General features: G+C 71.5%; 27 protein-coding genes and 1 pseudogene. 14 read left to right on the plus strand and 14 right to left on the minus strand.

What is annotated here, in order from left to right; translation table 11 throughout:
* Positions 1-471: 471 nt before the first annotated feature.
* Positions 472-915, plus strand: coding sequence for a hypothetical protein (locus tag NQU55_RS10035; RefSeq protein ID WP_168090873.1), 444 nt, complete (start codon positions 472-474; stop codon positions 913-915).
* On the opposite strand, the gene NQU55_RS10040 is transcribed toward NQU55_RS10035, so the two are convergent.
* The 3 genes from NQU55_RS10040 to NQU55_RS10050 form a co-directional block, all read right to left on the minus strand.
* The gene (locus NQU55_RS10040; protein WP_168090874.1) at positions 885-1,673 is read right to left on the minus strand and encodes an IclR family transcriptional regulator; all 789 of its coding nucleotides are present in this window, start codon (positions 1,671-1,673) and stop codon (positions 885-887) included. The genes NQU55_RS10035 and NQU55_RS10040 overlap by 31 nt on opposite strands.
* A 71-nt stretch (positions 1,674-1,744) precedes the next feature.
* The gene (locus tag NQU55_RS10045; RefSeq protein WP_058045963.1) at positions 1,745-2,311 is read right to left on the minus strand and encodes a DJ-1/PfpI family protein; all 567 of its coding nucleotides are present in this window, start codon (positions 2,309-2,311) and stop codon (positions 1,745-1,747) included.
* 48 nt (positions 2,312-2,359) lie between these two features.
* Positions 2,360-2,803 (minus strand): DUF397 domain-containing protein, encoded by a 444-nt coding sequence (locus NQU55_RS10050; protein ID WP_308402210.1) that lies wholly within the window; start codon positions 2,801-2,803, stop codon positions 2,360-2,362.
* On the opposite strand from NQU55_RS10050, the gene NQU55_RS10055 reads away from it, so the two are divergent.
* On the plus strand, positions 2,721-3,014 hold the full coding sequence (locus NQU55_RS10055) for a hypothetical protein (protein WP_168090876.1): 294 nt from the start codon (positions 2,721-2,723) through the stop codon (positions 3,012-3,014). The two genes, NQU55_RS10050 and NQU55_RS10055, sit on opposite strands and share 83 nt — an antisense overlap.
* Here the strand turns inward: NQU55_RS10055 and NQU55_RS10060 are convergent.
* From NQU55_RS10060 to NQU55_RS10080, 5 genes are all read right to left on the minus strand, one after another.
* The gene (locus tag NQU55_RS10060; protein ID WP_168090877.1) at positions 3,011-3,628 is read right to left on the minus strand and encodes a Maf family protein; all 618 of its coding nucleotides are present in this window, start codon (positions 3,626-3,628) and stop codon (positions 3,011-3,013) included. The genes NQU55_RS10055 and NQU55_RS10060 overlap by 4 nt on opposite strands.
* Before the next feature lie 31 nt (positions 3,629-3,659).
* Positions 3,660-5,123 carry a peptidoglycan D,D-transpeptidase FtsI family protein gene (locus NQU55_RS10065; protein WP_168090878.1) on the minus strand — a complete coding sequence of 488 codons (1,464 nt, stop codon included), beginning with the start codon at positions 5,121-5,123 and terminating at the stop codon, positions 3,660-3,662.
* A 99-nt stretch (positions 5,124-5,222) separates the two neighbouring features.
* Positions 5,223-5,351 (minus strand): morphogenic membrane protein MmpB, encoded by a 129-nt coding sequence (gene mmpB / locus NQU55_RS10070; RefSeq protein ID WP_256790302.1) that lies wholly within the window; start codon positions 5,349-5,351, stop codon positions 5,223-5,225.
* A gap of 178 nt (positions 5,352-5,529) precedes the next feature.
* Positions 5,530-5,739: an acyl-CoA carboxylase epsilon subunit gene (locus tag NQU55_RS10075; RefSeq protein WP_168090879.1), complete on the minus strand. Its 210-nt coding sequence runs from the start codon at positions 5,737-5,739 to the stop codon at positions 5,530-5,532.
* A 56-nt stretch (positions 5,740-5,795) separates the two neighbouring features.
* Positions 5,796-7,385, minus strand: a complete 1,590-nt coding sequence (locus NQU55_RS10080; protein WP_168090880.1) for an acyl-CoA carboxylase subunit beta — start codon at positions 7,383-7,385, stop codon at positions 5,796-5,798.
* 165 nt (positions 7,386-7,550) lie between these two features.
* Between NQU55_RS10080 and NQU55_RS10085 the strand changes: the two genes are divergently transcribed.
* The 3 genes from NQU55_RS10085 (at position 7,551) to NQU55_RS10095 (ending at position 10,575) form a co-directional block, all read left to right on the plus strand.
* Positions 7,551-8,417: a biotin--[acetyl-CoA-carboxylase] ligase gene (locus NQU55_RS10085; RefSeq protein WP_168090881.1), complete on the plus strand. Its 867-nt coding sequence runs from the start codon at positions 7,551-7,553 to the stop codon at positions 8,415-8,417.
* Positions 8,418-8,541: 124 nt separating this feature from the next.
* A complete protein-coding gene (locus tag NQU55_RS10090) occupies positions 8,542-9,681 on the plus strand; it encodes an adenylate/guanylate cyclase domain-containing protein (RefSeq protein WP_256790305.1) in 1,140 nt (379 codons plus the stop codon).
* Positions 9,682-9,780: 99 nt separating this feature from the next.
* The gene (locus tag NQU55_RS10095) at positions 9,781-10,575 is read left to right on the plus strand and encodes an enoyl-CoA hydratase/isomerase family protein (RefSeq protein ID WP_168090883.1); all 795 of its coding nucleotides are present in this window, start codon (positions 9,781-9,783) and stop codon (positions 10,573-10,575) included.
* Between the two features lie 25 nt (positions 10,576-10,600).
* Here NQU55_RS10095 and NQU55_RS10100 read toward each other — a convergent pair.
* Positions 10,601-10,780: pseudogene (locus tag NQU55_RS10100) on the minus strand (response regulator transcription factor); the annotation flags it as partial.
* On the opposite strand from NQU55_RS10100, the gene NQU55_RS10105 reads away from it, so the two are divergent.
* From NQU55_RS10105 to hutH, 3 genes are all read left to right on the plus strand, one after another.
* Positions 10,751-11,431: an FG-GAP repeat domain-containing protein gene (locus tag NQU55_RS10105; protein ID WP_168090872.1), complete on the plus strand. Its 681-nt coding sequence runs from the start codon at positions 10,751-10,753 to the stop codon at positions 11,429-11,431. The pseudogene NQU55_RS10100 and the gene NQU55_RS10105 sit on opposite strands and share 30 nt — an antisense overlap.
* Positions 11,432-11,576: 145 nt before the next feature.
* Positions 11,577-12,692 carry a GGDEF domain-containing protein gene (locus NQU55_RS10110; RefSeq protein WP_168090920.1) on the plus strand — a complete coding sequence of 372 codons (1,116 nt, stop codon included), beginning with the start codon at positions 11,577-11,579 and terminating at the stop codon, positions 12,690-12,692.
* A gap of 117 nt (positions 12,693-12,809) precedes the next feature.
* Positions 12,810-14,354 (plus strand): histidine ammonia-lyase, encoded by a 1,545-nt coding sequence (gene hutH, locus NQU55_RS10115; protein WP_168090884.1) that lies wholly within the window; start codon positions 12,810-12,812, stop codon positions 14,352-14,354.
* A gap of 79 nt (positions 14,355-14,433) precedes the next feature.
* On the opposite strand, the gene NQU55_RS10120 is transcribed toward hutH, so the two are convergent.
* Positions 14,434-14,718, minus strand: a complete 285-nt coding sequence (locus tag NQU55_RS10120; protein ID WP_168090885.1) for a hypothetical protein — start codon at positions 14,716-14,718, stop codon at positions 14,434-14,436.
* Between the two features lie 335 nt (positions 14,719-15,053).
* Between NQU55_RS10120 and NQU55_RS10125 the strand changes: the two genes are divergently transcribed.
* From NQU55_RS10125 to NQU55_RS10135, 3 genes are all read left to right on the plus strand, one after another.
* Positions 15,054-16,334 carry a L,D-transpeptidase gene (locus NQU55_RS10125; protein ID WP_240976085.1) on the plus strand — a complete coding sequence of 427 codons (1,281 nt, stop codon included), beginning with the start codon at positions 15,054-15,056 and terminating at the stop codon, positions 16,332-16,334.
* A gap of 187 nt (positions 16,335-16,521) precedes the next feature.
* Positions 16,522-17,736 carry a GNAT family N-acetyltransferase gene (locus NQU55_RS10130; protein WP_168090886.1) on the plus strand — a complete coding sequence of 405 codons (1,215 nt, stop codon included), beginning with the start codon at positions 16,522-16,524 and terminating at the stop codon, positions 17,734-17,736.
* Positions 17,737-17,900: 164 nt separating this feature from the next.
* Complete coding sequence (locus tag NQU55_RS10135) at positions 17,901-19,154, plus strand: DUF2786 domain-containing protein (RefSeq protein ID WP_256790307.1); 1,254 nt, start codon at positions 17,901-17,903, stop codon at positions 19,152-19,154.
* A 43-nt stretch (positions 19,155-19,197) separates the two neighbouring features.
* On the opposite strand, the gene NQU55_RS10140 is transcribed toward NQU55_RS10135, so the two are convergent.
* A complete protein-coding gene (locus NQU55_RS10140; RefSeq protein WP_168090887.1) occupies positions 19,198-20,010 on the minus strand; it encodes an AraC family transcriptional regulator in 813 nt (270 codons plus the stop codon).
* A 54-nt stretch (positions 20,011-20,064) separates the two neighbouring features.
* Between NQU55_RS10140 and NQU55_RS10145 the strand changes: the two genes are divergently transcribed.
* Positions 20,065-20,634, plus strand: coding sequence for a class I SAM-dependent methyltransferase (locus NQU55_RS10145; protein WP_240976086.1), 570 nt, complete (start codon positions 20,065-20,067; stop codon positions 20,632-20,634).
* A gap of 127 nt (positions 20,635-20,761) precedes the next feature.
* Positions 20,762-21,112: a DUF1330 domain-containing protein gene (locus tag NQU55_RS10150; protein WP_168090888.1), complete on the plus strand. Its 351-nt coding sequence runs from the start codon at positions 20,762-20,764 to the stop codon at positions 21,110-21,112.
* Between the two features lie 1,022 nt (positions 21,113-22,134).
* On the opposite strand, the gene NQU55_RS10155 is transcribed toward NQU55_RS10150, so the two are convergent.
* From NQU55_RS10155 to NQU55_RS10165, 3 genes are all read right to left on the minus strand, one after another.
* Entirely contained in the window at positions 22,135-22,425 is a 291-nt protein-coding gene (locus NQU55_RS10155; RefSeq protein WP_168090889.1) for a hypothetical protein, read from the minus strand.
* 152 nt (positions 22,426-22,577) lie between these two features.
* Entirely contained in the window at positions 22,578-22,937 is a 360-nt protein-coding gene (locus tag NQU55_RS10160) for a hypothetical protein (RefSeq protein WP_168090890.1), read from the minus strand.
* Positions 22,938-24,479: 1,542 nt separating this feature from the next.
* Positions 24,480-24,953: an ATP-binding protein gene (locus NQU55_RS10165; protein ID WP_168090927.1), complete on the minus strand. Its 474-nt coding sequence runs from the start codon at positions 24,951-24,953 to the stop codon at positions 24,480-24,482.
* Between the two features lie 116 nt (positions 24,954-25,069).
* On the opposite strand from NQU55_RS10165, the gene NQU55_RS10170 reads away from it, so the two are divergent.
* Positions 25,070-26,353: a tetratricopeptide repeat protein gene (locus NQU55_RS10170; RefSeq protein WP_168090891.1), complete on the plus strand. Its 1,284-nt coding sequence runs from the start codon at positions 25,070-25,072 to the stop codon at positions 26,351-26,353.
* Positions 26,354-26,358 lie beyond the last annotated feature (5 nt).

Raw genomic sequence — 26,358 nt, forward strand, 5'->3', positions numbered from 1 at the left:
GCTCCCTCCTTGAAACAAGGTGAGTTTAGGTACTGGCGACACTCTGTGCCGAGCCGACTCCCGAGGTGAGCTTGCCCACACGGAGCGTGAACCGGAGGCCGTGTGCGCGCCGAAGTCCCCAGTTCTCCCACCGTACGCCGGGTATGAGGGTCTCCGTCGACCTTTGCATGTGGCGGAGCTCTCGACGTGTGCCGCCGGGCAGGAAAGAGCTTTCTTTGTTGAGTCCCTACGAAGGGGTGGCCCAAAGTTTGCGTGTGCGGGAACCGGCCCGGGGGCCGTTCGGCCGGGCGCGGGCCCCGAGGGGGTGCGGCTGCGGATCCGGGCGCGCTTTGTCACTGACTCCGCACCGACCCCTTGCTCATGGTTCTACCCGTGAGTAGCGTCCCTCCAGACGTAGGTACCCGCGGTAACAGGTGGCAATCGCCCGCGGAGGGGCGGACGAGGGGCTGACAAGGGGGTGGTGAAGGGGTGGTGACGACCCGGTTCCGGCTCCGCAGACCCCTCGCCGGCCTCACTGCGCTCGCCCTCGCCGTGGAGGGCCTGGGCATCGCCCTCGTCAACTGGATCCTCGGCGTCGTCGTCCGCCGCCAGCACATGTCCCTCGCGGGCAGCGACCCCGGCCTCATGGCCCTCGCCGCCTGGATCGCCGGCGGCCTCTTCGCGCTCTACCTGCTCCTGTGCGCCGTCGTCGCCCTCCGCGCCGCCCTCCGCGACCGCCCGCCCCGCACGGCGGGAAGGATTCTGCTGATCACCTGCGGCGTCGTGCACGGCCTGCTGGGCGCGTTCTGCGTCGGCCTCGTCGGCTGGTCCGCGTTCGCGGCCGTCATGGCCGTCCTCGCACTGGTCGTCTGGACGCTGATGGTCTACGACCCGGAGCGCTGGGCTCAGCCGGCGGAGGCCGTCGTCCCGCGCTGACGCGCGGCCAACTTCGCCGCCTCCGCCGCGACGTGGCGCAGCGTGTCCGTCAGCCGGCTCCTGCGGCGGTGGAAGTCCTCCAGCGGGACGGCGGCGGATACGGCGGACACGGCGGACGCGCCGCCGCGGGGGCCGGTTCGTGCGCCCGGCATGACCGGTACGGGGACCGCCACGCACGCCACTCCCGGCGCGCACTCCTCGACCTCCACGGCGACCCCCTCCCGCCGCACGCGCCGCAGCTCCGCGTCCAGCCGGTCCGGCGACGTGATCGTCCGCGGCGTGATCGCCCGCATCCCCGTACCCGTCAGGTAGCGCATGCGCGCCGCCCGGGGCAGCGCCGAGAGCAGCACCTTGCCGTGGGCGGTCGCGTGCCCGTCGAGATCCCGGCCCACGCTGAAGCCGCCCGTCGACGGGTCGGCGGCGTTCCCGGCGAGCACGGCGATGTCCCCGTCGCGGTACGTGCTGAAGTACGTGTCCGCGCCCGCTTCCCGCCGGGCCGTGAGCAGGAGCGCGTGCACGGCGTCGTCCAGCTGCATCTGGCGCTGGAACGCCTGGTGCAGGACGGGCACGCGGTACCCGAGGGTGTAGCCGCCCGCGGTGCGGACCAGATGCCCGCGGGCGGTGAGCGTGCCGAGGATCTCGTACACCGTGGAGAGCCCGCAGCGGAGGTTTCTGGCCAGCGCCTTCGCCGTGACGGGGGCGTTCGCCGCGGCGACGGCGTCCAGGACGTCGAGGGCGCGGTCCACGGACTGGGACATGGAGGTTCGGGTTCCTTCGGGGCTGGGCGGCTGTCGGCGGACCTCCCAGCCTCGCACAGGAGCCGCCGGCGTCAGCTCTTGACCGGCGCCTTCTCGCGCAGCAGCTCCACGAACGCCCTCATCCACGCGGGCTGGTCGTTCCACGCCCGCGCGGACACCATGTTCCCGTCGACGACGGCCTCCGCGTCCACGAACGTGCCGCCCGCGAGCTGCACGTCCGGGCGGCACGCCGGCCACGCGGCCGTGCGGCGGCCCTTGAGGACGCCCAGCGGCGTCAGCGCGATCACGGCGTGGCAGATGTGCGCGATGGGCTTGTTCTGCGCGAAGAACGACTTGATGATCCGCTGGAAGTCGGGATCCAGCCGCAGGAACTCCGGCGCGCGGCCGCCGGGGATGACGACCGCGGCGTAGTCCGACGGGTTCACGTTCGCCAGCGCGACGTCCGCGGGCCAGCTGTGACCCAGCTTCTCCGTGTAGGTGTCGAAGCTCGCGACGAAGTCGTGCACGACGAACTGGAGCTGCTTCACGGTGGGAGCGGCGATGTCCACCTCGTAGCCCTCCTCCAGCAGGCGCTGGTAGGGGTAGAGGACCTCCAGGTCCTCGGCGGCGTCACCGGTGGTGATCAGGATCCTCGGCATGGCGGCAGGCTCCTCGGGGGTAGGAGGCGTAGCCGGATGGCTTCCGGCCTACACCGGAATATGCGCTTTGACATGTCCGAGGAAACTTGCCCAGGTGGGTTGGTTGATGGTGAGGGTGGGGCCGGTGGGGCTCCTGGAGTCCCGTATGTGCACCGGTGGGCGGTCCGGGCGTCCGCGAACCGCCTCGTCCCGACAGGCCGTTCGCCCGGAAGATCCCGAACGGGAGCAGGGCCGGGGCCTCCTGTTCCGGGCGCGTGCGAAGTCCTCGAAGAATGCCGGGTACTTGCCCGGCCGTACGCACTTCTCCGCCGTGGTGAGGATTCCGGTACGGCCCGTGCATGTCTGGGGTGCGCCCCCCGACTGGCGGAAGGAATGGTGACCGAGGCGCCGTGACCTCGTTGGGGCGGTCATGATGAAGCGCATCGTTGCCGCCGCCGCTCTCACCGGCGCCGCTCTCGCCCTGACCGCCACCGCAGCCACGGCCGCTCCCATGCCGCAACCGCCCACTTCGAACGCGGGGGATGTGATGGCCCCGCCGGCGCCCGCTCCCGAGCCGCCGGCGACCAGCATCCACCCCGGGGCCACCAACCAGCTCGGCAAGCTGGACCAGCTCAACCAGCTGAACCAGCTGGGCCAGGCCCAGCAGGCGCTCGACCCGGTCGTCGGTCTGCTCTCGCCGGTGCTGGGCGTCCTGCCGCTCTAGGCGTCGGCCCACAGCTCCGTGATCGACATCCCCAGCTCGGCGAGGAGCTTGCGGAGCAGGGGGAGGGAGAGCCCGATGACGTTGCCGTGGTCGCCGTCGATGCCCTCGATGAAGGGGGCGGAGCGGCCGTCGAGGGTGAAGGCGCCCGCGACGTACAGCGGCTCGCGGGTCGCGACGTAGGCCGCGATCTCGGCGTCGGAGGGCTCCCCGAAGCGCACGGTCGTGGAAGCGGTCGCCGACACCCGGCGGCCCATGGCCGTGTCGGCGATGCAGTGGCCGGTCCGGAGGATCCCGGACCGGCCCCGCATCGACTTCCAGCGGGCGGTGGCGTCCTCGGCGTCGTCCGGCTTGCCCAGGGCCTGCCCGTCCAGTTCGAGGACGGAGTCGCAGCCGATGACCAGCGCCCCGGCCGCTTCCGGCCGGGCGGCGACCGCGTCGGCCTTGGCCTCGGCCAGGACGCGCGCCAGCTCGGCGGGGGTCGGGGCGGTCAGCGCGTCCTCGTCGACGCCGCTGACGATCACCTCGGGCCGCAGCCCGGCGGCCTTGAGCAGGCCGAGGCGGGCGGGGGACTGGGAGGCGAGGACGAGGCGGCGCTGAGGGGTCATGCCCGCCATCGTAGACAACCGCGGCCCCCGCCCCCGGGCGCTACTTCTTGATCACGGCCTGCATGACCTTCTTGGCGATCGGGCCGGCGAGACCGCCGCCGGAGATCTCGTCGCGGTCGATGCCGGAGCCCTCGGGGTCGATGAAGACGGCGACCGCGACGGGGGAGCCGTCGCCCTGCTTGGCGTAGGAGACGAACCAGGCGTACGGCAGCTTCTCGTTGTTGACGCCGTGCTGCGCGGTGCCCGTCTTGGCGCCGACGGTGACGCCGTCGATGAGGGCCTTCTTGCCGGTGCCGTTCTGGGCCGTGTTCTCCATCATCTGCTGGACCTTCTTCGCCGTGCCGGCGGAGACGGCCTGCGACATGACCTCGGGCTTGTGCTTCTCCAGCGTGTTCAGGCCGGGGTCACGCAGCTCCTCGACCAGGTACGGCTTCATGAGCTTGCCGTCGTTGGCGAGGGCGGCGGTCATCATCGCGATCTGCAGCGGGGTGCTGTCGAGGCTGCCCTGGCCCATGCCGGTGAGGGCGGTCTGCGGGCGGTCGAGGTTCTTGGGGTAGATGCTCTCGACGGTGCCGTTGGGGATGAAGATGTCCTTGTTGTTGAAGCCGAACTTCTCGGCGGTCTCCCGCATCTTGTCCTTGCCCAGCTTGTCGGCCAGGTCGAGGAAGACGTTGTTGCACGACCACTGAAGGCCGGCCTTGAGGGATCCGTTGACGCACTCCTCGGTCTGGACGTCGTTACGGACCGTGGTCGTGCTGAGGGGCAGCTTGTACGGGACCGGGGCGCTGCCCTTGGCGTTGATGTCGCTGACGATGCCGTGTTCGAGGGCGGCCGCGGCGGTGAGGATCTTGAAGGTGGAGCCCGGGGGGTAGCGCTCCTTGATCGCCCGGTTGACCAGCGGCTTGTCCTTGTCGGCCTCCAGCTTCTTGTACGCCTCCTGGTCCTTCAGCGTGTTCCCCGCGAAGACCGAGGGGTCGTAGGAGGGGGTGGAGGCCAGGGCGAGGATCTTGCCGGTGCGCGGGTCGAGGGCGACGACCGCGCCCTTGTACTTGCCGAGGCCCTCGAAGGCCGCCTTCTGCGCCTTCGGGTCGATGGTCGTCACCACGTCGCCGCCGCGGGGCTTCTTGCCGCTGAGCATGTCGGTGGTGCGCTGCAGGAACAGCTTGTCGTCGGTGCCGCTGAGCAGCTTGTTGTTGACGAATTCGAGCTGGCTGTTGCCGTACAGCTGCGAGGAGTAGCCGGTGACCGGGGCGTACATCTCGCCGTCCTTGAACGTGCGCTTGTACTTGTAGTCGCCCGTGGTCTCGCCGGAGCCGGTGATCGGCTGGCCGCCGACGATGATGTTGCCGCGAGGCTGTGCGAAGGAGGCGATCTTCACCCGCTTGTTGTCCTTGTGATTGGCCAGATCGTCGCTGCGGACGAACTGGAGCCAGTTCGCCCGGACCAGCAGGGCCAGGACCAGCAATCCGACAAAGACGGATATGTGGCGCACGGGCTTGTTCATGGTGTGACGCACTCCCCGGTTCGCGGCATTTCACTAGCCATGATGAGGGATGGGGAGGATTTGGTTGCAGACAGCCTGTAACTGTGGGTTCCCTGTGGCTCAGCCCATGCCGAGGATGACGAAAGCGATCACCATGCCGATCGCGAGCACGAGACCGGCCCGGCGGAGCATCGCCTGCGCCTCGCGCAGCTCCTCGGGGGGTTCGTTCGAAGGGTCCGACCACAGCATTGCCCCCATGGTGCCGCCGGGGGGTCCGGAGCGCCTGAGTACGCGTACTCAATCGCCGGGGGCGGGGGTGTTAGGGCTTGCGCTTCGTGGCCCGGCCCGAAGCGGTCAGCAGGTCGATCGGGTGGCTGGGAGCGGGCCGCGACTGCGGCTCGCTCCCCCACGCGTTATGCCGTACCTGTTACGCGGGCCAGTACGTCGTACGCCACGCCCGCGGGCCCGCCTGTGGCATGCGCGTCGCGGTCAGGCGCCGCGCCGGCGTCGACCACTCCGGGCGGGTCTCGCCCGTCTCGGGCGCGGCGGCGCTGCCCGCCGCCGCGCGCGCCCGGACCACCGCCAGGGCGGCGGCGAGCTCCTCGGGGGTCGGGTTGCCCCGGACTACCTTGATCACCGAGAGCCTCCTGGAGGGATCTGGAGAGGGGTCTGGAGGGGGATCCAGCGGGGGATCTAGAGGGGGATGTTGCCGTGCTTCTTCGGCGGCAGCGCCTCGCGCTTGTCGCGCAGCGCCCGCAGGCCCCGCACGATGTGCCGGCGCGTCTCGTTCGGCATGATCACCGCGTCGACGTAGCCTCGCTCGGCGGCCGCGTACGGGTTGAGGAGCGCGTCCTCGTAGTCCGCGATGAGCTTCGCCCGCAGCTCCTCCTGCTCCTCCGGGGTCTCCGCCGCGGCGATCGTGCGGCGGTGGAGGATGTTGACCGCGCCCTGGGCGCCCATGACGGCGATCTGGGCGGTGGGCCAGGCGAGGTTGAGGTCGGCGCCGAGGTGCTTGGAGCCCATGACGTCGTACGCGCCGCCGAACGCCTTGCGCGTGATCACCGTGATGAGCGGGACCGTGGCCTCGGCGTAGGCGTAGATCAGCTTGGCGCCGCGCCGGATGATGCCGTTGTACTCCTGGTCGGTGCCGGGCAGGAAGCCGGGCACGTCCACGAAGGTCAGCACCGGCACGTTGAAGGCGTCGCAGGTGCGGACGAAGCGGGCGGCCTTCTCGCTGGCGTTGATGTCGAGGCAGCCGGCGAACTGGAGCGGCTGGTTGGCGACGATGCCGACCGGGCGGCCCTCCACGCGCCCGAAGCCGGTGATGATGTTCGGCGCGAACAGGGCCTGGGTCTCCAGGAACTCGCCGTCGTCCAGCACGTGCTCGATGGCGGTGTGCATGTCGTACGGCTGGTTGGCCGAGTCCGGGATGAGGGTGTCGAGCTCGCTGTCGGCGGGCGAGATCTCCAGGTCGGCCTCCTCGGGGAAGGCCGGGGGCTCGGAGAGGTTGTTGGAGGGGAGGTAGGAGAGGAGCGCCTTGACGTACTCGATGGCGTCCTTCTCGTCCCCGGCCATGTGGTGCGCCACGCCCGATGTGCTGTTGTGCGTGCGGGCGCCGCCGAGCTCCTCGAAGCCGACGTCCTCGCCGGTGACGGTCTTGATGACGTCGGGGCCGGTGATGAACATGTGCGAGGTCTGGTCGACCATCACCGTGAAGTCGGTGATCGCGGGGGAGTAGACCGCGCCGCCCGCGCAGGGGCCGACGATCAGGGAGATCTGCGGGACGACGCCGGAGGCGTGCACGTTGCGGCGGAAGATCTCGCCGAAGAGGCCGAGGGCGACCACGCCCTCCTGGATGCGGGCGCCGCCCCCGTCGTTGATGCCGATGATCGGACAGCCGGTCTTCAGCGCGAAGTCCATGGCCTTGCCGATCTTCTCGCCGTAGACCTCGCCGAGCGAGCCGCCGAAGACCGTGAAGTCCTGGGAGTAGACGCAGACGGTGCGGCCGTCGACGGTGCCGTAGCCGGTGACGACGCCGTCCCCGTACGGGCGGTTCTTCTCGATGCCGAAGTTGGTCGAGCGGTGCCGGGCGAACTCGTCCAGCTCGACGAAGGAACCCTCGTCCAGGAGGAGTTCGATGCGCTCGCGGGCGGTCAGCTTGCCCTTCGCGTGCTGCTTCTCCACGGCGCGCTCGGAGCCGGCGTGCGTGGCCTCCTCGATCCGGCGTTGCAGATCCGCGAGCTTGCCCGCGGTGGTGTGGATGTCGTATTCCGGCTCGGACATCGGGATGCGGCTCCTGCTCGTCCAGAGGTGGGCTGGCTGAGGATGAACTGAGGCTGAGTGGGCTAACCGGTGCTACCGGTCCGTAGCGTATCCGCGCGGGTGCGCTGCGGCAGTGCGTCGTTGGCCACACCGGTTCGCCTCCACTTCCCTCCTATGGTGGCTCTTATGACGCCTCCTGAGACGCCTTCCCCCTCCGGCGGCCGCTGGTCCGATCTCGACCGGCCGCCGCTCAACGTCACCGCGCTGCGGCGCGGGCTGCTGCGGCCCGGAGGGCTGTGGACCTCGGTGGACGTGGTGGCGCGGACGGGCTCGACGAACACCGACCTCGTGGCCGCCGGCGGGCCCGAAGGGGCGGTCCTCGTCGCGGAGGAGCAGTCCGCCGGGCGCGGGCGGCTCGACCGCACGTGGACGGCGCCGCCGCGGTCCGGCCTCTTCTTCTCCGTCCTGCTGCGGCCCGGCCCGGGCGTGCCCGTGGAGCGGTGGGGCTGGCTGCCGCTGCTCGCCGGGGTCGCCACGGCGGCCGCGCTGTCCCGGGCGGCCGGCGTCGACACGGCGCTGAAGTGGCCCAACGACCTGCTGGTGACCGTCGACGGGCACGAGCGCAAGGCCGGCGGGATCCTCGCCGAGCGGACCGGGGACGCCGTCGTCGTCGGCATCGGCCTGAACGTGTCGCTGCGGGCCGACGAGCTGCCCGTCCCCACGGCGGGCTCGCTGGCGCTGGCCGGAGCGCAGGTCCTGGACCGCGATCCGCTGCTGCGCGCCGTACTCCGTTCGCTGGAGGAGTGGTACGGCCGGTGGCGCGACGCGGCGGGCGATCCGGCGCAGAGCCTTCTGCAGGAGGCGTACGCCGCCGGGTGCGCCACGCTCGGGCGCCACGTCCGCGCCGAACTTCCCGGCGGCCGTGAGCTGGTCGGAGAGGCCGTGGCCGTCGACGGGGACGGGCGGCTCGTGCTCGCCACGGGCGACGGGGTGCAGCAGCCGGTGGGCGCCGGCGACATCGTTCACGTACGGCCCGCCCCGTCGGAAGAGTGAGCTACGGCACACCTGTCGTATCGTTGTGCCCAGAACCTAAGCGAGCAGTGATCGGCAGGGCAGTGCGCACGGATCGGACAGGGGGCGGGCGGTGACCGCCGACGGTGGGGGAACCTCCCGTGCCGTGAGGGCTACGGGCGAGGACGGTGCTGCGCGTGCCGACAGCGCCGCGCGAGCCGGTGTCGACGGTGTCGGCGCAGTCGCGGAGGAGTACGGCGACGACGTCGGCGACGAGGGCGGAGACCCCATCGCGCTCCGCCTCGAAGCGCTGATCCTCGGCGCCGAGCGCCGCTACACCCCCTTCCAGGCCGCCCGCGCGGCCGGCGTCTCCATGGACCTCGCCTCCCGCTTCTGGCGGGCCATGGGCTTCGCCGACATCGGGCAGGCCAAGGCGCTGACCGAGGCCGACGTGCTCGCGCTGCGCCGGCTGGCCGGCCTCGTGGAGGCCGGGCTGCTCAGCGAGCCGATGGCCGTGCAGGTCGCCCGGTCCACCGGGCAGACCACGGCGCGCCTCGCGGACTGGCAGATCGACTCCTTCCTGGAGGGCCTGACGGAGCCCCAGGAGCCCGGCATGACACGGACGGAGATCACCTACCCGCTCGTCGAGCTGCTGCTGCCGGAGCTGGAGGAGTTCCTCATCTACGTGTGGCGGCGGCAGCTGGCGGCCGCCACGGGCCGTGTCGTCCAGGCTCAGGACGACGCGGAGATGGTCGACCGGCGGCTGGCCGTCGGGTTCGCCGACCTCGTCGGCTTCACCCGTCTGACGCGGCGTCTGGAGGAGGAGGAGCTCGGCGAGCTCGTCGAGGCCTTCGAGACCACCGCGGCGGATCTGGTGGCCGCGCACGGGGGGCGGCTGATCAAGACGCTCGGCGACGAGGTCCTGTACTCGGCGGACGACGCGGGCACCGCGGCCGAGATCGGGCTGCGGCTCATCGAGACCATGACGCACGACGAGACGATGCCCGAGCTGCGGGTCGGGCTCGCGTTCGGGACCGTGACGACGCGGATGGGCGACGTCTTCGGCACGACGGTGAACCTGGCGTCGCGGCTGACGTCGATAGCGCCGAAGGACGCGGTGCTCGTCGACCAGGCGCTGGCGGAGGAGCTGACCCGCAACGGCGACGCGCCGAAGTCGGAGGCGGACGTGGGGGAGGGCGACGAGGCGGCCGCGGGGTACCGCTTTGCGCTGCAGCCGATGTGGCAGCGGCCGGTTCGCGGGCTGGGCATGGTCGAGCCGTGGCTGCTGTCGCGGCGGGGCGGCTGACCGGCCGCGAGCCCTCCCTCGGGTATGGCCCTGCCCGGTGGGTGCAGGGCATGATCGGGTTCCGCAGGTTTACAGGCGTTAACCCGGAGGGTGCAGGCGATGAGCGAGCAGCGTTTCGGAGAGTGGATCGCGGTCCGGCGGCACGGTCATGTGGCCGAGCTCGTCCTGGACCGGCCCAAGGCCATGAACGCCGTGTCCAGTGAGCTGGCCGCTCGTCTTGCCGAGGCGACTCGGGCCCTTGGCGGCGATGACTCCGTGCGGGTCGTTGTCCTTACGTCCACGCATGAGCGTGCTTTTTGCGTCGGTGCGGACCTCAAGGAGCGGAATTCCTTTACGGACGCCGACCTGAGCCGGCAGCGGCCGCACGCTCGCGCCGCCTACACGGGCGTGCTGGAGCTGCCGATGCCCACCATCGCCGCGGTGCACGGGTTCGCGCTCGGCGGCGGGTTCGAGCTGGCTCTTTCCTGCGATGTGATCGTGGCCGACGCCACTGCCGTGGTCGGTCTTCCCGAGGTCTCGGTGGGCGTCATCCCGGGCGGCGGCGGGACGCAGCTGCTGCCCCGGCGGGTGGGGGCGGCCCGGGCCGCCGAGCTGATCTTCAGTGCGCGGCGCGTGGAAGCCGAGGAAGCGCGGGCCCTGGGGCTCGTCGACCAGCTCGTCGCCGAGGGGCAGGACCGGGCGGAGGCCCTTGCGCTGGCCGGTCGCATCGCCGGTAACTCCCCTGTCGGCCTGCGCGCCGCCAAGCGGGCACTGCGGCTGGGGCACGGCCTGGACCTGCGGGCCGGGCTGGAGGTCGAGGACGCGGCGTGGAGGTCCGTCGCCTTCTCCGGCGACCGGGCCGAGGGCGTGGCGGCCTTCAACGAGAAGCGCAAGCCCGAGTGGCCGGGGCACTGAGCACGGCACCGGGGCGCCGACCGCGTCAGTCGTGCGCGGGCAGCCAGCCTCTTCGTACCGCCCTGACTCCCGCTTCGAACCGGCTGTGCGCCCCGAGACGTTCCATGAGGTCCGTGGCGATGCGCCGCGCCGTGCGTGAGGACACGCCGAGCCGTTTGGCGATGGCCTCGTCGGTGTGGCCCGCGGCGAGCAGCCGGACGACCGTGGCAGCCCGGTGAAGGTGTGGGACAGCTTCGACTCCGGCAAGGGCAGCTGGAACTGGGGCCGTTCGAAGGTCACCGCTGGCGCCTTCAACGGCGACGGCAAGGCCGACATCGGCATCCTCTGCAACGGCGGCGAGGACGAGAAGGGCGTCAACCACACGGCGCTGTGGACCTTCATCAGCACCGGCAACGGCTTCGACAAGCCGGTCCGCACGTGGGAGAGCGTCAACTCGGGCTTCGGCAGCTGGAACTGGGACCGCAGCAAGGCCGTCGCCGGGGACTTCAACGGTGACGGGAAGGCCGACGTCGGCGTGCTCTACGACAACGGCGAGGACGGCAAGGGCGTGAACCACACCGCCCTGTGGACGTTCGCCTCCACGGGCAAGGGCTTCGGCAAGCCGAACCGGACCTGGGAGAGCGTGGACTCCGGCACGGGCAGCTGGAACGGCAGCCGGAGCAAGGTCACCGTGGGTGACTTCGACGGCGACGGCAAGGCCGATGTCGGTGTCCTCTACAACAACGGCCGGGAGCCGGACGGCACCAACCGCACCGGCCTGTGGGCCACGGCGGGCGCGAAGGGCGCGCTCGACCGCTTCACCAAGGCCTGGACCAGCGAGGACAGCTGGAACTGGTACCGGAGCGACCTCGCCTGACCTCCGCGCTCATGCGGCGGAATGCGGCCGACATTCTTAGGCTGGAGTGCAGAAACTGCGCTCAGCAACGGAATGTGAGGCTCGGGTGGCGGCAGGCGGGGAGTGCGACGGTCGGCTGCGCGCCGTGGTGGAGCTCGCGCAGGCGATGGCGGCCGCGCGCACCCCGCTGGAGACCGTGTCCGCCGCCGCCGAGCGCGTGATGTCCGCCCTGGAGGGCAGCTTCGCCGCGGTCTCCGTGTGGGAGCGCGAGCGCGGCCGGCTGCGCGTCCTGGTCAACGCGGGGGAGCTGACCGCGGGCGAGGAGCGCTTCCCCGAGGACGAGTCGTACCCGGTGCACGACTTCCCCGAGATCGTGGAGTTCCTCCACGAGGAGTGGGTCGGCGGCGGCGCCGAGCCCCGCGCCTGGGTCGAGAACATGGACGAAGCCGCCGAACAGGGCGCCGCGGGCCCGGGCGCCTACCGGCACGAGCGGGTGGCGGCGCTGCGCCGCCGGGGCCGGGGCTGCTGCGTGGTCGCCCCCGTCGTGCTGCACGGGCGGGCCTGGGGCGAGCTGTATGTGGCCCGGCCGCCCGGAGCGCCCGCCTTCGACCGCACGGACGCCGACTTCGCGACCGTCCTGGCCTCCGTCGCGGCGGCGGGGATCGCCCAGACCGAGCGGCTGGAGGAGGTCCGCCGCCTCGCCTTCACCGACCCGCTGACCGGGCTGGCCAACCGGCGCGCGGTCGATGCGCGGCTGGACGAGGCCGTGGAGCGGCACCTGGCGGACGGCGTCGTCGTCAGCCTGGTGGTGTGCGATCTCAACGGCCTCAAGCGCGTCAACGACACCCTGGGGCACGCGGTCGGCGACCGCCTCCTGGAGCGGTTCGGCTCGGTGCTCTCGCTGTGCGGAGCGATGCTGCCCGGGGCACTGGCGGCGCGCCTGGGCGGCGACGAGTTCTGCCTGCTGACGGTGGGGCCCACGGCGGATGAAGTGGTGCGCGTGGCGGGCGAACTGTGCCGCAGGGCCGCCGCGTTGGAGCTGGGGGAAGGCGTCGCGTGCGGCGTCGCCTCCACCGGGGACCAGATCGGGGCGGTGGGCACGGCCCGCCGGCTCTTCCGCCTCGCGGACGCCGCGCAGTACCGGGCGAAGGCGGCGCGCGCGCCCGGGCCGGTCGTCGCCGGGCGGGCCGGGGGACCGGCCGACCCGGTGGTCCGTCTCGCGGACCACCCGCCGGCCGTGCCGGCGGCCGAGCGGCGGCGCTTCCGGGGGCGGCGGCCGTGACGGCGGCGGGATTCCCGGGCCCGGTCCGGTATGCGGAACGGGTCCCTACGCGTTGTACCTGACAGGCCACTCATCGGCTATGTACAGGCAGCGATTCAGTCTCTAGGGTGCCTGAATATGGATATGCACACTGTGGTGGTGGGGACGGCCGGGACGACCGCGGAAGACGTGATCGCCGTGGCACGGGGCGCCGCGCGCGTCGTCGTATCGGAAGAAGCACTGGCCGCCGTCGCCGCGTCGCGCCGCGTCATCGACGACCTCGCCGCCAAGCCCGACCCCGTCTACGGCGTCTCCACCGGCTTCGGAGCCCTCGCCGTCCGCCACATCAGCCCGGAGCTGCGCGCCCAGCTGCAGCGCAACATCGTGCGCTCGCACGCCGCCGGCATGGGCCCGCGCGTCGAGCGCGAGGTCGTCCGCGCGCTGATGTTCCTGCGCATGAAGACCCTCGCCTCGGGCCGCACCGGCGTGCGCCCGCTCGTGGTCGAGACCATGGCGGCGATCCTCAACGCCGGCATCACCCCCGTCGTGCACGAGTACGGCTCCCTCGGTTGCTCCGGCGACCTCGCGCCGCTGTCCCACTGCGCGCTCACGCTCATGGGAGAGGGCGACGCCGAGGGCCCCGACGGCACCGTCAAGCCGGCCGGCCGGCTGCTCGCCGAGCACGGCATCGAGCCCGTGGAACTGCGCGAGAAGGAGGGCCTCGCCCTCCTCAACGGCACCGACGGCATGCTCGGCATGCTGGTCATGGCCTGCGCCGACCTCGGCAGGCTGCTGACCTCGGCCGACGTCACCGCCGCCCTGTCGCTGGAGGCCCTGCTCGGCACCGAGAAGGTGCTCGCGCCCGAGCTGCACGCCATCCGCCCGCACCCCGGCCAGGGGGCCAGCGCCGACAACATGCTGCGCGTCCTCGCCGGCTCCGGGCTCACCGGGCACCACCAGGACGACGCGCCGCGCGTCCAGGACGCCTACTCCATCCGCTGCGCCCCGCAGGTCGCCGGCGCCGGCCGCGACACCCTCGCGCACGCCCGCCTCGTCGCCGACCGCGAGCTCGCCTCCGCCGTCGACAACCCCGTCGTGCTGCCCGACGGCCGCGTGGAGTCCAACGGCAACTTCCACGGCGCCCCGGTCGCGTACGTCCTGGACTTCCTCGCGATCGCCGCCGCCGACCTCGCCTCCATCGCCGAGCGCCGCACCGACCGGCTGCTCGACAAGAACCGCTCGCACGGCCTGCCGCCCTTCCTGGCGGGCGACGCGGGCGTCGACTCCGGCCTGATGATCGCGCAGTACACGCAGGCCGCCCTCGTCAGCGAGATGAAGCGGCTGGCCGTCCCCGCTTCGGTGGACTCCATCCCGTCCTCCGCGATGCAGGAGGACCACGTCTCCATGGGCTGGTCGGCGGCGCGCAAGCTGCGCACCGCCCTGGACGCCCTCGCGCGCGTCATCGCCGTCGAGCTGGTCGCCGCGACCCGGGCCGTCGAGCTGCGCGAGGGCCTGACGCCGTCGCCCGCCACGCAGGCGGTGCTGAAGGCCGTGCGCGCCGCGGGCGTCGAGGGCCCCGGCGAGGACCGCTTCCTCGCCCCGGACCTGGCCCGGGCGGAGGAGTTCGTACGGGCCGGGAAGCTCGTCGAGGCGGTTGAACCCGTAACGGGTCCGCTGGCGTAGCCGCGTTGGGCCGGAGCCGCAGCCTCCGAGCCGGCTTCAGGCAAGGAATGGCAAAGAAGGCAAAGAAGGTAAAGGTTGGTCAGCGGTCCGCCGTGCGCGTCCTGCGCACGGCGACCGTCACCAGCGCTCCGCCCGCCGCCAGGAAGGCAACTCCCCCGAACACATAGGGAGTGGTGTCGACACCGCCCGAGGCGGCGAGGGAAAGCTGCTGCTCAGCGCCTTGCGCAGAGGGTGCCGCGACATGGGCCTCCGGGGCGGGCCGGTCCGTCCGTTCGACCGTCGCGTTCGCGGTCGGCATGAACCACACCGCACACAGGAGCGACCCTGCGGCGACGGCGGTCAGCAGCGGTCGGCGTGCGGTCACGGACGAAACCCCCTCGGCGCGGCGGATTTTGGGGGCACGGCGGATCCGCCGCTCCCGGGCTGACTCGATGTCAGTGACCCGATGGTAGTGATACGAACGCCCCTGAGGAAGCCACGGGTTTCCGGCGGTCACTGCCGCCCCGCGCCCCGCAACCGCCCCCGCCCCTATCAGGACCCCCGCTATCATGGCGCCCCTCCGAGGGGCTCTGCAGGCGTGGCCTTCCCCACATTCTCCAAGGGTGTGGAACGGACGAACCGGTGCAGGCGTTCCTTGAAGTAGTAGCCGGGAATCGTGCTGCCCCACGGTTCGGCTCGGGGATAGGGGCCGCAGGAGCAATGGAGAAGCGTGTGATGACGTACGGCAAGCGCCGCAAGGCTCTCGTGGCCGCGGCCGCTGTGCTCGGCGGTGTACTGACCCTCGCCGCCTGCGGCGGTGGCGACGACGACGGCGGCGGCAAGAGCAGCTCCAGCAGCAGCGGCAAGGAGCAGAACAAGGTCGACGCCGCGGCCGCGAAGGAAGCCTCCAAGGCGCAGATCAAGATCGCGCAGAAGGACGGCTCCGCCAACGCCGGCATCGCGGCGGACAACGCCAAGGTCACCGTCAGTGACGGTACGCTCACCAGCGTCAAGATGACGACGGACAAGGGCACCCCGGTCGAGGGCACGATATCGCCGGACAAGACGTCCTGGCAGCCCAAGGCGCAGCTCGAGCGCTCGACCAAGTACAAGATCGTGGTCGAGGCGGTCGACTCCGACAAGCGCAAGGCCACGGAGAACTCCTCGTTCACCACGGTCTCGCCCACCAACAGCTTCATCGGCTCCTTCACGCCGGAGGACGGCTCGACCGTCGGCGTCGGCATGCCCGTGTCGATCAACTTCGACAAGCCGATCAAGGACCGCAAGGCCGTCCAGTCGCACATCGAGGTGAACTCGGACAGCGGCCAGAAGGTCGTCGGCCACTGGTTCGGCGACCAGCGCATCGACTTCCGCCCCCAGGACTACTGGAAGGCCAACTCCCAGGTCACCCTGAAGCTCAACCTGGACGGCGTCGAGGGCGCTCCGGGCGTCAAGGGCGTCCAGAAGAAGACCGTCTCCTTCAAGATCGGTCATGCCCAGGTCTCCACGGTGGACACCAAGTCCCACCAGATGACGGTCGTCCGTGACGGCAAGACCATCAAGACCATCCCGATCTCGGCCGGCAGCCCCGAGAACCCCACGTACAACGGCAAGATGGTGATCTCCGAGAAGTTCAAGGAGACCCGGATGGACGGCTCCACCGTCGGCTTCACCAAGGGCGACGGCAAGGGCGAGTACGACATCAAGGACGTGCCGCACGCCATGCGCCTGTCCACCTCCGGCACCTTCATCCACGGCAACTACTGGGGCAGCGGCATCTTCGGCACGGCCAACACCAGCCACGGCTGCATCGGCCTGCAGGACAAGCAGGGTGCCGACGACCCCAACACCTCGGGCGCCTGGTTCTTCAGCAACTCCCAGATCGGTGACGTCGTCGAGGTGAAGAACTCGCCCGACAAGACCATCGCTCCGGAGAACGGCCTCAACGGCTGGAACATGGACTGGAACGCATGGGTCGCGGGGAGCGCCACCGGCGCGTAGTCCCTCCGGACCTCCGAGCGGCTTTTCCAGGGCGGCGGCCCCCACGGAAGTGGGGGCCGCCGCCTTTTTGCCGGGTGCCGCGCGGCAGGGGCCGTAAATCCGCAGGCAGCAGGGGTCGTAACTCAGCAGGCCGCAGGAGCCGTAAATCCGCAGGACAAGCGTCAGCGCGATCCGTACCGTGCGCTGGATGAGCGAACTTCTGCGATCAGGCGTCGAGCGCCTGGGGGCCGCCCCTTCCGAGGAGGAGATCGACGCCTGGCACGCCGTCGTCACCGCCGCGCACGCCCACGACATGCCGGCCGGGGTCCCGGGGCCGGGGCGCGTGGAGACGGCCGGCCAGCTGCGGATTCCCGCCTCGCGCAGCAGGATCGTCCGCCTGGTGGTCCCGTCGCCCGGCGGCGCGCCCGGTTACGCGGGCGTCGCCCTCCTGCGGCTCTTCGAGGACGACCGGAACCGCACGACCGCCTGGATCGGGCGGCTCGCCGTCCGGCCCGAGCAGCGGCGGCGCGGCATCGGCACGCTGCTGTGGCAGGAGATACAGGCCGTCCTGGAGCGCGAGCAGCGGCAGTCGGTGAGCGTGGAGGTCGAAATCGGCGGCGAGGGCGAGCAGTTCGCCAGGAACCGCGGGTTCGTGTGCGGGCTGCAGCTCGTCCTGTACGTCCAGCGGGTCGCCGACGAGGTCGCTGATCGGGTCGCAGACGAGGTCGCTGATCAGGGCGTCGGCGAGGTCGCGGAGGGGATCGCCGGTGACGCAGCCGGGCCGGAGCTGCCCCGGCTGCCCGTCGGCTACCGCTTCGTGGAATGGACGGGCGCCGTACCCGCCGGGTCCGCCGAGGCGTACGCCGGCGTCAGGAACGCCATGGCCGACGCCCCGATGGGCGAGCTGGACCAGGAGCCCATGCGCTGGCACGCGGAGACCGTCACCGCCGCCCAGAGCGCGTACGGGGAGCGCGGGGGCGTCCTGTTCACCGTCGTCGCCGAAGCTCCCGACGGCACGTACGCGGCCCTCACGGAGGTCGGCCGGCGCTCGCCCGGCGACGTCCGCGCGCAGCAGTACGAGACCGTCGTGGCGCCCGCCCACCGGGGCCTGGGCCTCGGACGCGCCGTCAAGCTGCGCATGCTGCAGCTGCTGCGCGAGCAGGAGCCGCCCATACGGGAGATCGCCACGCACGTCGCCGACGACAACGGCCCGATGCGCGCCGTGAACAAGATGCTGGGCTACCGGCCGGAGCGGTCCGTCGGGATCTTCCAGGCGAAGGCGCCGGGCGAGGTGCTGCAGGCGCTGCGGGGCGGTGGGGACGGCAGCGGCGGTCGGGTCGGCGGCGGTCTGGATGGCGGCGGCCGGGACGGCGACGGCCGGGATGGCGCAGGGGGCTCCCCGGGACAGCCTGCGGAATGGTAGCCTCCGCGCGCTGACCTGGGCGGTAACCCCCGGCGACCCGGCCGTCACGGACAATGTCACGGACAATGGGCCGTACCGGGGTACCGCCGTAGCGCCGTACGCCGTATCGCAGCGACCCCTCCGTCGCGGTGATCCGCCGTGCGTCATGCAAGGAAGAGAGTTCCGTGGCCGAACGCAGGAAGCAGCAGCAAGAGCGGCAGCAGGAGCGGTTGGAGGACACCGCCCTCCTGGAGTCCGTCGAGGCGGCCCTGGCCTCCCTGCGCACGCACGGACCCGACACCCTCGACGACGCCGTCTACGCCGCAGCCTCCGCACTCTCCGCCGCCCCCGCCGGCTGGGAGGCCCTCAGCCGCGCCGTCGTGCGCACCGCCTCGGCGACCGTACGCGGCTGCTGGGAGCGCGGCTGGCAGCCCGCGGACGTGATCCGGCTCGCCCGGCGCGAGCTCACCCCCGCCGAGGTGCGCTTCGCCGTGGCCGCGCTGGCCGCCGAGGCGCGCCGCTACGCCCCCGACACCCTCGGCGCCCGCTGGACCGCGCAGTTGCGCGAGCTCCAGGCGCGGGTGTGGTGGGACGACGACGCGGCCTTCCTGGAGGGCTTCGCGCAGCGCGAGCGCCTCAGCCGCTTCGAGACCGTCGCGTGCGCGCTCGGCGCGCTGCGGCTCGCCGCAGGGCTGCCGCGGACCGGGGCGGTCGGGCCGATGCCCGGCGCCGCGTACACCCGGCCCGGCGTGCACGTCGAGCCGCGCGTCCTGGGCCGCATCCGCGCACTGCTGGCCAAGGCCGAGTCGACCGACTTCCCCGAAGAGGCCGAGGCGCTCTCCGCCAAGGCCCAGGAGCTCATGGCGCGGCACTCCATGGACGAGGCGCTGCTCGCCGCCCACGCGGACGGGGCCGCCGCCGACGGGCCCGGAGCCTGCCGGATCGGCGTCGAGGGCCCGTACGAGTCCGCGAAGGCGCTGCTGCTGGACGCGGTCGCCGGCGCCAACCACTGCCAGGCCGTGTGGTCCGCCGACCACTGCTTCTCCACCGTCGTCGGCTTCGACGCCGACCTGGAGCTGGTCGAGCTCATGTACACGTCCCTGCTGGTCCAGGCCACCACCGCGATGCACCGCGCGGCCGACGCCCACCACGCGGGCGGGCGCTCGCGCCGCACCCGCGACTTCCGCGAGTCCTTCCTGATCGCCTACGCGTCCCGCATCGGCGAGCGGCTCGCGGCGGCGGTGCGCGACGCCACGGCCGAGGCCGTCGCGCAGGAGGCGCGGCCCGAGGTGCTGCCGGTGCTCGCCGCGCGCGACCTCGCGGTCGGCGAGACCGCCGAACGGCTCTTCCCGCAGACCACCTCGCACCGCCTGAAGGGGCGCGACGCGGACGGCTGGGCGCGGGGGGCGGAGGCGGCGGACGCGGCGGAACTGGGGTGAGGCGAGCCGGGGCGAGGCATGGCCGGGGCGGGCCCTCGCCGGTTCACGGCCGGGGCTCCGCAGGCGTGAAATAGGCACCCGGCGGCACCCCCACCCCCCGCCGGAACGCCGCCACGAACGCGCTCGGCGACCCGTAGCCGACGCGCCGCGCCACGGCCGAGACCGTCGAACCCGCCGCCAGCATCGGCATCGCCGCCTGCAGGCGCAGCTGCGTGCGCCACTGCCCGTACGTCATGCCCGTACCGGAGACGAAGGCGCGCGCGAGGGTCCGCGCGCTCGCACCCACGACCTCGCCCCACTCCGCCAGCGACCGGCCGTCGGAGGGATCCGCCCGCAGGGCCTCCGCGACGCGGCGGGCGCGGGGGTCGGCGGGCAACGGGGCGCGCACGGTCGTCACGGAGACCGGGTGCAGGAGGTCGAGGACGACGTCCTCGGCGCGGTGGCGGGCCTCCGGGCCGAGGACCTCCGGGTCCTGCGCCAGGTGGTCGATCAGCTCGCGCAAGAGGCCGGAGACGGGGACGACTTGGGGCTCGTCCCAGGTCAGCGGGCAGCGGTCCGGCCAGAAGTAGAGGCTGCGCAGGAGCGCGGACGAGGTCGCGCCGGTGGCGTGCGGGACGCCCGCGGGGATCCAGAGGGCGACGGTCGACGGCAGCACCCACGTACGGCCGCAGGCGCGCACGGCCAGGACCCCGTGGGGCGCCCACGCCAGCTGGTGCGCCGCGTGCTGGTGACGGCCGAACCACTCGCTGCCGTCGAGGGGGAAGCTGCCGACGGCGACGGCGGCGCCGGGAGGATTGACGAGATGGGGCGGGGACCGGTGCTCGCGCCCCTCCGCCCGATGTCCGTCCGACGACATGAGTTGACCTCCTGGCCCGTATACGACACGTCCCCTCCTTCCTAGCCTCGAACCATGCCGATGAACCTCATCCACCGCCGCCTCTGCTCCTCCGACCGCTGGGCCCGCGCGATCCGGGACGAACTCCTGCCCTGGGCACTGGAGGACGTCCCGCTGGGCACCGACTGCCTGGAGATCGGCCCGGGTTACGGGGCCACGACGCGCGTCCTGGTGCGCAAGGCCGAGAAGCTGAGCGTCGTCGAGGCGGACGCGGATTACGCGGCGCGGCTGCGGCTGCTCTTCGGGGACCGGGTGGACGTCGTGTACGGAGACGGCGCCGACATCCCCTTCCCGGAGGCCCGCTTCGACTCCGTCGCCTGCTTCACGATGCTCCACCACGTACCGTCCCTCACCGAACAGGACCGCCTCTTCGCCGAAGCCCACCGGGTCCTCCGCCCTGGCGGCGTCTTCACCGGCTGCGACGCCCTCAGCAGCCGGGCCTTCCGCCTGATCCACCTCGGCGACACGTGCGTGCCGGTCCCGCCGGAGACCCTGGAGGCACGGCTGCGGATGGCGGGCTTCGCGGAGTGCACGGTGACGGTGGGGAAGGGGAGTTTCCGCTTCGTGGCGAGGCGGGGGCGATGACCTGGGAGGTAATCGACGGGCCCGGGACGCCGGGCAAGACTGAAGCCCGCTGAAACCCGAGACGGACCAAGGGAATTACCCGGGTCCCCGGAGCGGGCCCCGGCCCCCACCTTGAGAGCGAGCCACCATGACCGCATACGCCCTGGGCAGCTTCCGCGACATCGCCCCGCACACCGCCGGCGGCACCCACCGCGACATCCTCGAATACATCGACCGCATCCAGGCCACCCTCGACCCGTTCGGCGGCCGCTTCCTCGTCCACGGCGCGGAGGTCCACGTCGTGGAGGGCACCTGGCCCGGCAACCTGGTCCTGATCGCCTTCCCGGACCTGACGCAGGCCCGCGCCTGGTACGCGTCACCCGCCTACCAGGCCCTGATCCCCCTCCGCACGGAACACGTGAAGGGCCCGATCATCCTCACCGACGGCGTCGCCCCGGGCTACGACCCGTCACAACTGGCGGCGAAGCCGCGGGCGTGACGACAGCTCAGCTGGCGAGCGCGGGAGGCGGCTACGCGATGGCGAAGTTCATCAGGAGCCAAGGGGCCCCTGCTACGAGCGGCTTTGTGAGTGTCGGAACTGAGGCCGACGGGCAACGAGCAACCTCCAGGGCATTGTCAGCGGCCGGACCACGGGGATCGTGGACAGATCTCTTACCTGGGCTGGCTTCACGTCAGCCGCGCTGATGCACCTAGATCAGATGCTGTAGTTATCGCTCGTCCTTACACGTTCCCAGGCGTCCCTCAAAGCCACCAGCGAATATCCGTCCCTTGCGGCCGCACGGACGCTGAGTCCCTGAATTCCCGCAATGGCTATGCGCCGCCAACTCGTTCCATTGGATGGGGCGATCGGTAGAAATCTTCTTCACTTCCTCAAGGGCGCGCCGTGGGCGCGCCGGGCGGCCGGGGCGCCCGGCGGGCTGCGGCCTGACGGCCGGTCCCGCCGGACGCCCCACCGCCCAGGCGATCCCGAACCCGCCGCAGCGTGAAGACACACCAAGCCCGTCAGAGCCCGGCGTCACGGCTCCGGGCTTCGGCTCCCGGCCATTGCCAGTCGCGGTCAGCGAAGGCGTACCGGGGCAGGCTGATCGTCGGCCGCGGACCGGCGGGGCCTGATGGCCGGTGGCTTGGCTCGCTTCGCGTTGCGGTGCCGTTGTCGCCTGCAGGAGGTGTATGGGCATCATCGGTGCCGACGCCGGTGGCACCGGCCGTGACGTGGGAAAAGCCATCTCAGCATGGCTGAGACCGGAATATGGCACAGGTGCACACGTGGCGGGTGATCGCCCGACCGCCCCACCATCGCGGCTGACTGTCGGTGGCACAGGCCGACAAGGGCCACGGCAGACGATGTCTTATGGGCATGCATGCTGGGCGCGGCTGCCCTAGGTCAAGGCTACTTTTCGGCGGCGTGCACCCCTGGTTCATTGGGGCCGGTTCGCCGCTCGGAAGTGGTCGAGACGAAGCCCCGGGCCGGTCTCGGCCGGGGCTTCGAATCCGCTGGGGTCAGCGGCGGGCCAGGGTGCAGTCGCTGCCGGCCTTCGCCGGGCCGGCAGCGGCGAGCTGGGTGAGCAGGAGGTTGCACGCCAGTTCGCTGGCTGTCGGGAGGCCGGTCGCGCCGACCCTGCAGGCGAGGTCCCCGATGCTGGTGCTGTGGGCGGGCGTGGAGGCTGCGCGTGAGTTGGAGCAGTCGGCGCTGCTGGCGTGGGCGGCCGGGGCCGCGATGACCGCTCCTCCGGCGGCCAGGACCAGGGTGCCGAGGGCGGCGGCGAGACGGGTGCGGATGCTTACGGCCATGGGGGTGTCCTCACTGAAGTGGGGGCGAGTCCGGAGCGGGTGGCCGGACTGCAGGGCGATCGGTCACGTCCCGGTGGAGTGACGGCAAGGCAACTGTTGTCGCCTCGGGCGGCGAGCGGTGACTCGGCCCGAGCCGCGTTCCGGACGCCTCATCACGTGGGCATGGGCCGGAACAGCACTGACCGGAAGTGCAGATCCTCGCCCTCGCTTTCTCCGGGCTTGAGGGTGACGAGCTTGGCTTCCTTGCAGTCGTCATCCGGGTAGAGATCGGCATAGGTTTCGGTGCCGACGTTCTCCGGGGAGAACCCATAGTTGGTCGATTCGGCTCCGAGGACGTCGAGGAAGACGCACTCGTTCAGATCCCGCTCCTGAATGTTTGCCGAGTGGTCGCCGTCCTTGTCGTGGTAAGAGAACGAAATGCCGGTCTGGGGTGCCGCGTGCGCGGAACCGGGGACGGAGAAGACCAGGGCGAGAGCGCTCGCGAGGGCGAGCAGCGTGGGACGCGCACGCATGGGGGTTCCCTTCGGCGGTGGGCGCGGGTTGAGCCAGGTCCATGGTGCTGGCATCCAGACCGGAAATAGACCGATTGGGCCGTTCGGGGGATCAATCCACCCGCCAGCGTGAACCTGGGGAGCGCCGAGTCACGTTGACGTCGCAGAACTCTGGCCAAGGCGCAACGTTGTGTGCGCCCGTCGGCCTCGGCGGCCCGGGGGACGGACACCCGACCGCCAGCGTTGAGGCGCCTTATAAGCCATCCACCTCCACCCGGCCTCGCCGACTGCAGCCCACTGGGTGGCACGGCTACGCACAGCGGTACACATGGCGGGTGCTTGGTCGTCCGCCGGTCTCGTCGTTGCGCGCGTCAAGGAGGCTGGCAGCGGGGGGACAGGTGGGGGCGCGGGTCCGGTGGGTGCAGTGGGAAGATGGGCGCCGTACTCCCGCCGTCGCAGATGCAGGAGCGTGAGGAGACCGCACTGCCCGGCCGTGGCTGAGGGGGAGCGGGCAGCTGCCGCGATGTGCCGGGCCCGTCGTGGGCGCTTCGCTCAGCTCGGCGCCGCCGTGGCCGAGCGTCCGGCTGCCCGTGATCGGTGGCCGAGGCTCAGGCTGCCAAGGGTCCGGCCCGTCACCGCGGACGAGCTCCACCACCGCCCGTACGGTCTCCACCGGCCACATCAGCCGGACCACTCCCGACCCGTCCGGCGCCGTCCGCGCCGTGGCCTTCGCGCCCTCTAGGGGCACCCCGGCCGCGGTCAGCGCCGCCGTTAGATCCGCCGCCAGGTCGGTGGCCTCGCGCCAGCCGGCGACGTAGTCCACGCCGCGCACCCAGAGCACGTCGTCCGGGTCGAATTCCTCGACGTCAAACCCCATCTCACCCATCCCCTTCATGTGAACTGGACTGGTAACCAGTGGGGTTCATCGCACTGACACACGGCGACCGCCCCGGTACCATCGGCACCGGGGATCTTGAAGGTCCCCGTCGGACCACCCCCGCGCCCGCCAGGTAACGGGGTGGTCCGGTTTCGTATGCGCTTGTTGTTCGCGGCCCTGCCCAAGCTTCGGATCTTGAGCAGGGCCGCAGGCGGCGGAACCTGAGGATGGGCGCCGCCTCCCCTCGGGGTGTCGGGGGATCCGCAGGGCGCGCAGCACGTGACAGCTGTGAGCCCTGGCCCCGAGGGTGTCTAAGGGGGCCCGAGCCCCTCTGCGATCCGGCGGGACACGCGCTCTTCAAGGCGCCGGAGCGCGGCCGCGTTCGCCTCTTCAGTCACGGGGCGCAGCCCCCTGACCAGATGGGCGCGGAAGTCCGCCAGCAGTGCGTCCAGGTCCCTGCCAAGAGTGCCCTGCCGACGGCCGGGCGCCCTTGAGAACTTCGACCAGGCCGTCGTCATCGGGACCGCCGCGACGGGTACACCGAGACCTCGACTTCGTCCGTTGCCTCCATGCGCACGGCACTGCCGGTCTTGAACGTCAGCACCACTTCGGAACCGCTCCGCAGGCCCCGCTCCTTGGTGCGTACGTCTTTGACCTCTCGGAAGTCGCCCCGGAGGCTGACCAGGTCACCGCGCCGCAACTGTGACGCCCGCATTCGTGCCACTGTGTTCTCCCTTCCCGGCCGGTACTGCCAGCACCGCCCACACCGATTTGCCGACGCCCACCCGGCTGCTCACGCCCCAGGTGATCGACAGCGCGCCGACCAGAGCCAGCCCGCGGCCTCCCTCTGCCCTTCGGGTTCCGGTGGAAGGCCACTGCCCGCAGGCGTCATCGACCCTGATGCGGAGGGCGCCCGCCTCCAGCTGAAACCGGGTCTCGATCTCCCGGCCCGGCGAAACCCGCCCGTGCACCACCGCGTTGGTGAGAAGCTCAGAGAGGACCAAGAGCGCCGTGTCCTCGACCGACGTCAGCCCCCAGGCCTCAAGTGCTCTGCGCAGCTCCCGGCGCGCCAGGCCGACGCAGCGAGGGTGGCAGGGCCAACGCCTGGTCACCTCTTCGCCGTTCGTGTCTTCCTGTCGTCTCTCCATGCCGAGCAGCATCACGGGTGACAGTTCGGGAAACGAGCCCGGCGTGGTTACCCACGATGGGTAACATCACCGGTAACCCGACCCGCATGGTCTCACCGCGGATTCCGTCCCTTCCCGGAGCACCGCTCATGCCCAAGCACGAGCTTTCACAAGGCTTTCCACCACGCCTGTTGCGAGAGGAAGCGATGGTGGAAGCGTGCCGCGTCCGCGACTTCTCGGTGATCTTCCAGCTGGCCAAGCGAGCGGGCTTCTACCCTGCGCGCCTCGCGCGGTGTGTGGAGCTGACGCCGAGTGCCGTCGGGGAGATCATCAAGGGGAACCGCGAGATCAACAACATCAGCGTGGTGGAGCGCGTCGCCGATGGCCTGCGGATCCCCGGGCGCATGCTGGGACTCGCCCGCCGCGACTGGGAGGCGGACAGCGCCGCGGTGGCCGTGCAGGTGACGTCGTCCGAGGTGGACCCGTTCGGTTGCTTGGCCGACACCGGTCCGGATGTTGAGCCCACCGATCCGCAATTCGTTGCCGCGCTCATCGAAAGCCAGCTGCCCCAGCACTACAAGAGCTCGAACTTCTTCGGCGCCCGGCACACCATCCCGGCCGTCGTACAGCACGCTCAGACCATCACCAGGCTGCTGGAGCGCGGCAGCAGCGGGGTGCCGCGAGAGGCGCTCCTGCAGACCGGTGGGCGAGTCGCCGAGTTCATCGGGTGGCTGTACCAGGACTTGGGTGACTTCCGGCGCGCGGCCCTCTGGTCCGACCGCGCGATGGAGTGGGCCCAAGAGGCCGCAGACGGCCACATGCAGGCCTACATCCTCTTCCGCAAGAGCAACCAGGCGACTGCGCGTGCCAGCGCAGACAGGGCGGTCGGGCTGGCCAAAGCGGCGCAGCGTCTGCCCGGGCTCACCCCGCAGATCGAGGCGCTCGCTGCTCAGCAGGAGGCCCAGGGGTACGCGTTGATGGGGAACCCGAAGGCTGCCCTGGCCAGGTTCGACGAGGCGCGCGCCCTCGTGGCCGAGCCTACCCAGACAGTGCCGGCTACCGGGCTCGACACCTCGTACTGCACGCCCACGTACATCGAGATGCAGCGCGCAAACTGCTGGATCGATCTGGGTAAGCCTCAACAGGCAATCGAGCTTTTCGAAGGGCACCTGGAAGCGCTGCCGCAGGTCTACCGCAATGACCGAGGTGTCTACCTCGCGCGCCTTGCCCGCGCGTACGTCCGTGCCGGTGAGCTGGAACGCGGGGCCGAGGCCGCGACGAAGTCGCTCGGGATCGTCAGGTACACCGGATCCGCCCGTACGTTCGGCGTGCTTTCGGCAGTGGCGGACTCTGTGGCAGGAGAGCGGCGACTTCCGACCGTAGCGGCCTTACTTGAGCACTTCGCCGTGGTTCGTGACCGGTTCGCGGCATGACTGGC

This window comes from Streptomyces telluris (assembly GCF_024519335.1).
Lineage (GTDB): Bacteria > Actinomycetota > Actinomycetes > Streptomycetales > Streptomycetaceae > Streptomyces > Streptomyces telluris.